Origin of the sequence: Elstera sp. (assembly GCF_044372965.1) — a bacterium.
In the GTDB taxonomy this organism is placed as follows: domain Bacteria; phylum Pseudomonadota; class Alphaproteobacteria; order Elsterales; family Elsteraceae; genus Elstera.
The window spans coordinates 1-7737 of the sequence record NZ_JBILQX010000171.1 but is presented as its reverse complement, the minus strand read 5'-3'; the positions used below and the strand labels follow the sequence as shown (position 1 = coordinate 7737).

Sequence of the window (7737 nt, the reverse complement as noted above, 5' to 3'; positions counted from 1 at the left end):
AGACGGCATGACCATGCTGTGCGTTACGCACGAAATGGGTTTTGCCAAATCGGTGGCCGACCGGGTGATCTTCATGGATCGCGGCGAAATCATCGAACAGAACGTGCCGGACGAGTTTTTCAACAATCCGCAGTCCGAGCGCACCAAGCTGTTCCTAAGCCAGATTTTGAATCACTAGACTCAAAAAAGGCTGTAATGTTTTTCCTGAAAGGCCCTCAGATTACTGGGGGCCTTTTATGTTTTCTTCGGTAGCCTCGATAAAAGCCGGTCGGTCAATGCTACCGGTAGGGCCGCCAATACACTAACCATTGCCGCCATCGGCCAAGGAAACGTAATGCGAGCGCGATTCCGCGTAAGGTCGCGCTGAATAATCGCGGCCGCACGGGCTGCGCTCATCAAAAACGGCATCGGGAAACGGTTCCGCGCCGTGATGCGACTCTCGACAAAGCCGGGGCAAATCACGGAAACACGAATGCCCTGCGGGGCGAGGGTAAGCCGAAGCGCTTCGCCATACACTTTTACCCAGGCTTTCGAGGCGCAATAGGCGGCGGCTCCCCCAAGGCCGCGATACCCCGCCAGCGACGCCATAAGAGCGATCTGGCCCCTGCGGCGTTGCTGTAGACGGGGAAGGAGCGGGGCGATGGTGTTGATAACGCCGAGAACATTCACATCCGTAATGCGCCGTAAATCGGCCTCGCTCTCGAGCCCATCGCCCGACCCGGCCGAAATTCCCGCGTTGGCGATAATCAGATCAAACGGGATGACCGCGTCCCACGCGAGGAGGCAGGCATTCAACGCTGGTGCATCGGTCACATCCACGGTCTGGCTATCGATCCTAGCTCCCAGGGCCTGGGCTTGCTGGGCAACCGTTTCCAGCCGGGCTGCGTCCCGACCAATCAGGCGCAGCGTTACGCCCGGCGCGGCATAGAGCAGCGCAAGCGCTTCGCCAATGCCGCTAGATGCTCCTGTGATCAAAAGACTGCGGGGAGAAAGCTCTCCCCGCAAACCGACACGATTAGGCAACCCCATTGGCTTTCAACCACGCCACCAGGCGGGTCCAGCCGTCTTTTGCGGCGGCTTCCCGGTAGCTCGGGCGATAGTCGGCGTGGAAGGCGTGCGGGGCATCCGGATAAACAACAAACTCCGACTTGGTCCCTACCCCAAGCGCTGCCTTGAGTTGATCCAGCGAGGCCACCGGAATGCCCTGGTCCGCACCGCCATATAGTCCCAGCACGGGGGCCTTGATCTTATCGGCAACATCGATGGGATGGGCGGGTTGGAGCGGCGTCTTGTCGCCGACGACCCGGCCATACCAGGCAATCCCGGCCTTCACCGCGGGATTATGGGCGGCATAGAGCCATGTCACGCGCCCCCCCCAGCAGAAACCAGTAATAGCGAGCTTGCTGGTATCGACCGCGCCGCTAGCCTTGGCGAAGGCGACGGCAGCATCAAGATCGCTCATTACTTGGGCGTCGGGAACGGCGGCGACGATCGGGCGGATCTGCTCCATTGTCGCATTGGCCACATTGCCTTGGCGTGCGAAATGCTCAACGGCAATGGCACAATAGCCAAGCTTGGCGAAGCGGCGACAGACGTCTTTAATATGCTCGTGCACGCCGAAGATTTCCTGCACGACCAGCACGAGCGGCAGGTTCTTGCCGCCCTGGGGCTGAGCGCGATAGGCGGGGATGGGGCCGGAACTGGTCGGAATCGAAACTTCGCCCGCCTCAAGCCCATTCGTATCGGTGCTGATCTGCGTTTGCGCCTGCACCGGCTGCACGGCGAGGGCAAAGCCCGCAGCCAAAGAACTCATCACGACAAACCCCCTGCGGCTCACATCCGTTTGCGGTGTTACCAGCTTTACGTCGTCCATGAAACGCCTCCCAGTTTGAAACCGATTTGGTACCGATACTCTTACGGTATTTCTCTCAGGATGGATGACATCTTAGCAGTGATAAACGAATTTTTCTTGGCAGCGCCGCCAAGCCCGTGCTAGTTACCCACCACCGCACACGAATGCCTCGGCATTCTTGGCGTTGGGAGATCGTCTAATGGTAGGACAGCGGATTCTGACTCCGCCAATCTAGGTTCGAGCCCTAGTCTCCCAGCCACGCTTTTCAAAGATTAAACACAAAAAAACGCAGCCTTGAGCTGCGTTTTTGTTTTTAGCCGTTTGGTTTCAGGCCGCGCTACGAAGTCCCAACCAAGCCGCACAATCGGCGAGCGCGCGGCGGGCGAGCGCGGCTTTGCGGTCGCGGCCTTTGGGGGCTTTCTTGACACCCGGAACCGGTGGCAGGTCCGCGAACAGGCCGAAGTTGATGTTCATCGGCTGGAAGGTCTCGGCATTGGCCCCGCCGGTGATATGGTTCAGCAGCGCACCGAGCGCGGTGGTGATCGGCGGCGGGACAATCGGTTGCCCGAGCTTTTCGGCGGCCAAGAACCGCCCGGCGAGTAGCCCGATGGCGGTGCTTTCCACATAACCTTCGACGCCCGTGACCTGACCGGCAAAGCGCAAACGCGGATCGGCCTTCAGGCGCAAGCTGCTATCCAACACGCGCGGAGAGTTGAGGAAGGTATTGCGGTGCAGCCCACCGAGGCGGGCGAATTCGGCATTCTCGAGCCCCGGAATCATGCGGAAAATCCGCACCTGTTCGGCGTACTTAAGCTTGGTTTGGAAGCCGACGATGTTGTAGAGCGTGCCGAGCTTATTATCTTGGCGCAACTGCACCACGGCATAGGGCCAACGGCCCGTGCGCGGATCATCGAGCCCGACCGGCTTCATCGGCCCGAAGCGCAGGGTTTCGACGCCCCGGCCCGCCATCACTTCGATGGGCAGGCAGCCTTCAAAATAGGGGGTGTTCGCCTCCCATTCCTTGAAATCGGTCTTCTCGCCCGCCAGAATCGCCGCGATGAAGGCGTCATATTCCTCTTTATTCAGCGGGCAGTTGATATAGTCGGAGCCAGTGCCGCCCGGCCCCTCCTTATCGTAGCGCGACTGGAACCAGGCGAGATCGAAGTTCACGCTGTCCTTATGGACGATGGGCGCAATCGCATCGAAAAACGCTAAGCTCTCTTCCCCCGTCAGCGCGCGGATGGCTTCCGCCAAGGGCTCGGAGGTGAGGGGGCCGGTCGCAATAATCACATCTTCCCAGTCGGCGGGGGGGAGCCCGGTAATCTCGCCGCGCTCGACCGTAATCAGCGGATGGGTGTTGATCGCCTCCGTCACCGCCGCCGAAAACCCGTCACGGTCCACGGCCAATGCACCGCCCGCCGGGACTTGATGGGCGTCCGCTGCCCGGAAAATCAGCGATCCCGCCTGCCGCAATTCGGCGTGGAGAACGCCGACTGCGTTATACTCGGCATCATCGGAGCGGAAGGAGTTGGAGCAGACCAATTCCGCGAGATGATCGGTTTGATGGGCGTCGGTGCGCCGGAGGGGCCGCATTTCGTGCAGCACCACCGGCACTCCGGCTTCAGCCAACTGCCACGCGGCCTCGGACCCGGCGAGACCGCCACCGATAATATGAACAGGCGAGACGCTCATAGGGCTTAGATCTGGCCGATGCTGCTGATGACCCGGCCAACGACGCCATACTCGACGGCTTCATCGGCGGGCATCCAATGGTCGCGCTCAGTATCCTTAATCACCTTTTCGAGCGGCTGGCCCGTGGCATCAGCGATAGCCTTTTGGATCCGTGCTTTGATCTTGATGATTTCCTTCGCCTGAATGGCGATATCGCTGGCCTGACCACCCGCACCGCCGCTGGGCTGATGCAGCAGGAAGCGCGTGTTAGGCAGGCAGAGGCGGTTTTCCTTCTTTGCTGCGAGATAGATATGCGCCGCTGCGCTACCAACCCAGCCGGTGCCGATTACTTTCACCGGGCAATCGACGAACTTAATCATATCGTGGATGGTGTCGCCCGATTCCACATGCCCGCCCGGCGAGTTCATGAAGACGCGGATTTCGTCCTTACTCTCCTGGGCAAGGGCGATCATCTTCGCTGTGACGGCCTGGGCCAGCTTCATATCGATCTGACCAAAGATGAACACCGAGCGGGCTTTAAACAGCCGCTCTTCCATCGCCTCGGAGGGTTTCGCCTCTTCCGGCTTCTTCGGGTCTTTTTCGTCGTCTAGTCCATAGGCAAATTGCATATCTCTGCTCCGCGAACCCAGATAAACCTGAGTGCAGCCTAGCGGTGCTAGGGCGTCGGGTCATCCCTGTTTTTACCCCGAGCTTGCCGGGATACCTTCAAACATAAGCGCTCTTGCGCCCTAAAACGATCCCTGCTTAGGAAGCCTGACGGTTAAGCCCGCTTCTTCTTCGCCACTTTGGCCGCAAGGTACGGCTTCAGATAATGGCCCGTATAGCTTTCCGCCACCTCGGCCACCTGTTCCGGCGTGCCTTGGGCCACGATGCGCCCGCCGCCCGAGCCGCCTTCCGGCCCGAGATCGAGAATCCAATCGGCGGTTTTGATGACCTCCAGATTATGTTCGATCACCAGCACGCTATTGCCCTGGTCGACCAAAGCTTGCAGCACTTCCAAGAGTTTCCGTACGTCTTCGAAGTGTAGGCCCGTGGTCGGTTCGTCCAGGATATACAGCGTGCGCCCGGTCGAGCGGCGCGACAGTTCTTTCGAGAGTTTCACCCGCTGGGCTTCCCCGCCCGAGAGCGTGGTCGCCTGCTGGCCGATCTGGACGTAGCCGAGGCCGACGCGCTCCAGGGTTGCCATTTTATCGCGCACCGAAGGAACGGCTTTGAAAAACTCCGCACCTTCCTCCACCGTCATCGACAGAACGTCGGCGATGGACTTGCCCCGGAACCGCACATCCAGCGTTTCGCGGTTATAGCGCTGGCCCTTGCACGAATCACACTGCACGTAAATATCGGGCAGGAAATGCATTTCGATCTTAATCAGCCCGTCGCCCTGGCACGCCTCGCAGCGCCCGCCCTTGACGTTGAAGCTAAAGCGCCCCGGCCCATACCCTCTTGATTTCGCTTCCGGAAGCCCGGCGAACCAGTCGCGGATCGGCGTGAACGCCCCCGTATAGGTGGCGGGGTTGGAGCGCGGTGTGCGGCCGATGGGGGATTGGTCGATCTCGACGATCTTATCGATCAACTCGATGCCATCAACGCCGTCATGGTCGGCGGGCAGGTCGCGCGCGCCATTGAGCTTGCGCGCCAAGGCCTTATAGAGCGTTTCGATAATCAGCGTCGATTTACCGCCGCCCGACACGCCGGTGATGCAGGTAAAGGTGCCGAGCGGGATTTCCGCCGTCACATTCTGCAAATTATTGCCGCGCGCCCCGCGCACCACCAGCTTCTGCCCCTTATGGCCGGGGCGGCGGGTGCGGGGAATTTCGATGCGGCGATGCCCGGCAAGATATTGGCCGGTCGTGCTGTTCGCGTTCGCCATCACCTCGGCGGGCGTTCCGGCGGCAATCACTTCGCCTCCATGCACCCCGGCGCCCGGCCCCATATCGATGAGGTAATCGGCGGCGCGAATCGCGTCCTCATCATGCTCCACGACGATGACGGTATTGCCGAGGTCGCGCAGGCGGCGCAGGGTATCGAGCAGCCGGTCATTATCGCGCTGATGCAGGCCAATCGAAGGCTCGTCTAGCACATAAAGGACGCCCGTTAGCCCCGAGCCGATCTGCGAGGCCAAGCGAATGCGCTGGCTTTCGCCGCCCGACAGCGTGCCGGAGTTGCGTGAGAGGGTGAGATACTCCAGCCCAACATTATTGAGGAACCCGAGCCGGTCCTTGATCTCGCGCAGAATCCGCGCGGCAATCTCGCGCTGTTTGGCGCTCAGATGCGGCTCTAAGTCATTGAACCAGTGCCCGGCGTCGGCAATCGACAGGGCGGTGATCTCGCCGATATGGCGTTCGTGGATCTTTACCGCCAGCGCTTCGGGCTTCAGGCGATAACCGTGACAGGTTTCGCAGGGCTGCGAGCCTTGGTAGCGCTCCAATTCCTCGCGCACCCAGGCGCTTTCGGTTTCCTTCCAGCGCCGCTCCAGATTGGGCAGCAAACCTTCAAAGGGTTTGTTGGTTTCGTAAGACCGGTTGCCGTCGGAAAAGCGTAAGGGAATTGCTACCTTGCCGCTGCCGTGCAAAATGGTGTCGCGCATCTCCTGAGGCAAGTCGCGCCAAGGGGTTGCGAGCGATACCTTGAAGTACCGCGCGAGGCTTTCCAGCGTTTGCGCATAATATTGGGAGGTCGAGTTCGCCCAAGGGGCAACCGCGCCGGTGCTGAGCGTTAATGCATCGTCCGGGATGACCAGCGCCGCTTCGAACTGCATCTTCACGCCCAACCCGTCGCAGGTCGGGCAGGCCCCGAACGGATTATTGAAGGAGAAAAGGCGCGGCTCGATCTCATCGATGGTGAAGCCCGAGACCGGGCAGGCGAATTTCGCCGAAAACACCGTGCGGCTTTGGTCTTCGGCAGTCTCGGCGTAGAGAATCCCGTCGGCCAATTCCAGCGCGGTTTCGATGGAATCGGCGAGGCGGGTTGCGAGATCCTCCTGATCGGGCCGCACGACGATGCGGTCGACCACGACTTCGATATCGTGCTTGAGTTTCTTATTGAGCGCCGGAACCGCATCTAAATCATAGAGTTCGCCATCGACCTTCACGCGCTGGAAGCCGCGCTTTTGATAGTCGAGCATTTCTTTTTTATATTCGCCCTTGCGCCCGCGCACGACCGGGGCGAGCAGATAGAGGCGGGTGCCTTCGGGCATCGCCAAAATCCGATCCACCATCTGGCTGATCGTCTGGCTTTCAATCGGCAGGCCCGTTGCGGGCGAATAGGGCACGCCGACGCGGGCGAACAGCAGGCGGAGATAATCGTAAATCTCCGTGACCGTGCCGACTGTGGAGCGCGGGTTGCGGCTGGTGGTTTTTTGCTCGATGGAAATGGCGGGCGAGAGCCCCTCGATCAAATCCACATCGGGCTTCGACATCAGTTCTAGGAACTGGCGCGCATAGGCCGACAGGCTTTCGACGTACCGCCTTTGCCCTTCGGCATAGATCGTGTCGAAGGCCAGGGAGGATTTCCCCGAGCCCGACAGACCGGTGATAACGGTAAGACTATCGCGCGGAATATCCACGTCGATATTCTTCAGATTATGCTCGCGCGCGCCGCGCACACTGATTCTCTGATGCATAGCGCCTATCTAACAGAACAAAAAAGGTACGTGCAAGCCTAAAGACTCTGTTATAAGACTCCGAAGCGAGCAGGTGACAGCGCCCCCCCTTCCTCTATAGGCTGCGGGCCGAGAGCGACAAGGTCGCGTGAGACAAAATAGACGAGGTTTCGGCATGGCGGGGAGCGTCAATAAGGTCATTCTGGTCGGCAATCTGGGGCGCGACCCGGAAGTGCGGACCATGCAGGATGGGCGCAAAATAGTTCAACTCTCCGTCGCCACGTCGGAATCCTGGCGGGATCGGGCGACAGGGGAGCGCAAGGAGCGCTCTGAATGGCACCGCGTCGTGATCTTCAATGATCGCCTGGGCGATGTGGCCGAGCGCTTCTTGAAAAAGGGCGCGAAGGTTTACCTGGAAGGCCAGCTTCAAACGCGCAAATGGACCGACCAAAGCGGCCAGGAAAAATACACAACCGAAGTGGTGCTGCAACAGTATCGCGGCGAACTGACCATGCTCGACGGGCGCGGGGATAGCGGCGGTGGGAGTGAAGGCGGTTACGGTGGTGGCTCCGCGGGCGGCGACTACGGTGGG

General features: G+C 60.2%; 6 protein-coding genes, 1 tRNA gene and 1 pseudogene. 3 read left to right on the top strand and 5 right to left on the bottom strand.

Annotated elements, in window-relative coordinates; genetic code table 11:
• Nucleotides 1–178, top strand: a pseudogene (locus tag ACIQ36_RS16510) (amino acid ABC transporter ATP-binding protein); the annotation flags it as partial.
• Nucleotides 179–234: 56 nt separating this feature from the next.
• On the opposite strand, the gene ACIQ36_RS16505 reads toward ACIQ36_RS16510, so the two are convergent.
• The gene (locus tag ACIQ36_RS16505; RefSeq protein WP_395831309.1) at nucleotides 235–1029 is read right to left on the bottom strand and encodes an SDR family NAD(P)-dependent oxidoreductase; all 795 of its coding nucleotides are present in this window, start codon (nucleotides 1027–1029) and stop codon (nucleotides 235–237) included.
• Nucleotides 1016–1873 carry a dienelactone hydrolase family protein gene (locus ACIQ36_RS16500; protein WP_395831307.1) on the bottom strand — a complete coding sequence of 286 codons (858 nt, stop codon included), beginning with the start codon at nucleotides 1871–1873 and terminating at the stop codon, nucleotides 1016–1018. The genes ACIQ36_RS16505 and ACIQ36_RS16500 overlap by 14 nt, the downstream gene beginning before the upstream one ends.
• Before the next feature lie 164 nt (nucleotides 1874–2037).
• On the opposite strand from ACIQ36_RS16500, the gene ACIQ36_RS16495 reads away from it, so the two are divergent.
• Nucleotides 2038–2111, top strand: a tRNA-Gln gene (locus ACIQ36_RS16495).
• Nucleotides 2112–2179: 68 nt separating this feature from the next.
• On the opposite strand, the gene trmFO is transcribed toward ACIQ36_RS16495, so the two are convergent.
• The 3 genes from trmFO to uvrA form a co-directional block, all read right to left on the bottom strand.
• A complete protein-coding gene (gene trmFO / locus ACIQ36_RS16490; RefSeq protein ID WP_395831304.1) occupies nucleotides 2180–3544 on the bottom strand; it encodes a methylenetetrahydrofolate--tRNA-(uracil(54)-C(5))-methyltransferase (FADH(2)-oxidizing) TrmFO in 1365 nt (454 codons plus the stop codon).
• Between the two features lie 5 nt (nucleotides 3545–3549).
• Nucleotides 3550–4152 (bottom strand): ATP-dependent Clp protease proteolytic subunit, encoded by a 603-nt coding sequence (locus tag ACIQ36_RS16485; protein ID WP_395831302.1) that lies wholly within the window; start codon nucleotides 4150–4152, stop codon nucleotides 3550–3552.
• 152 nt (nucleotides 4153–4304) lie between these two features.
• Nucleotides 4305–7166, bottom strand: a complete 2862-nt coding sequence (gene uvrA, locus ACIQ36_RS16480) for an excinuclease ABC subunit UvrA (protein WP_395831300.1) — start codon at nucleotides 7164–7166, stop codon at nucleotides 4305–4307.
• Nucleotides 7167–7320: 154 nt separating this feature from the next.
• Between uvrA and ssb the strand changes: the two genes are divergently transcribed.
• Nucleotides 7321–7737: single-stranded DNA-binding protein (ssb, locus tag ACIQ36_RS16475; RefSeq protein ID WP_395831298.1), on the top strand; the 417-nt coding region annotated here is incomplete at its 3' end.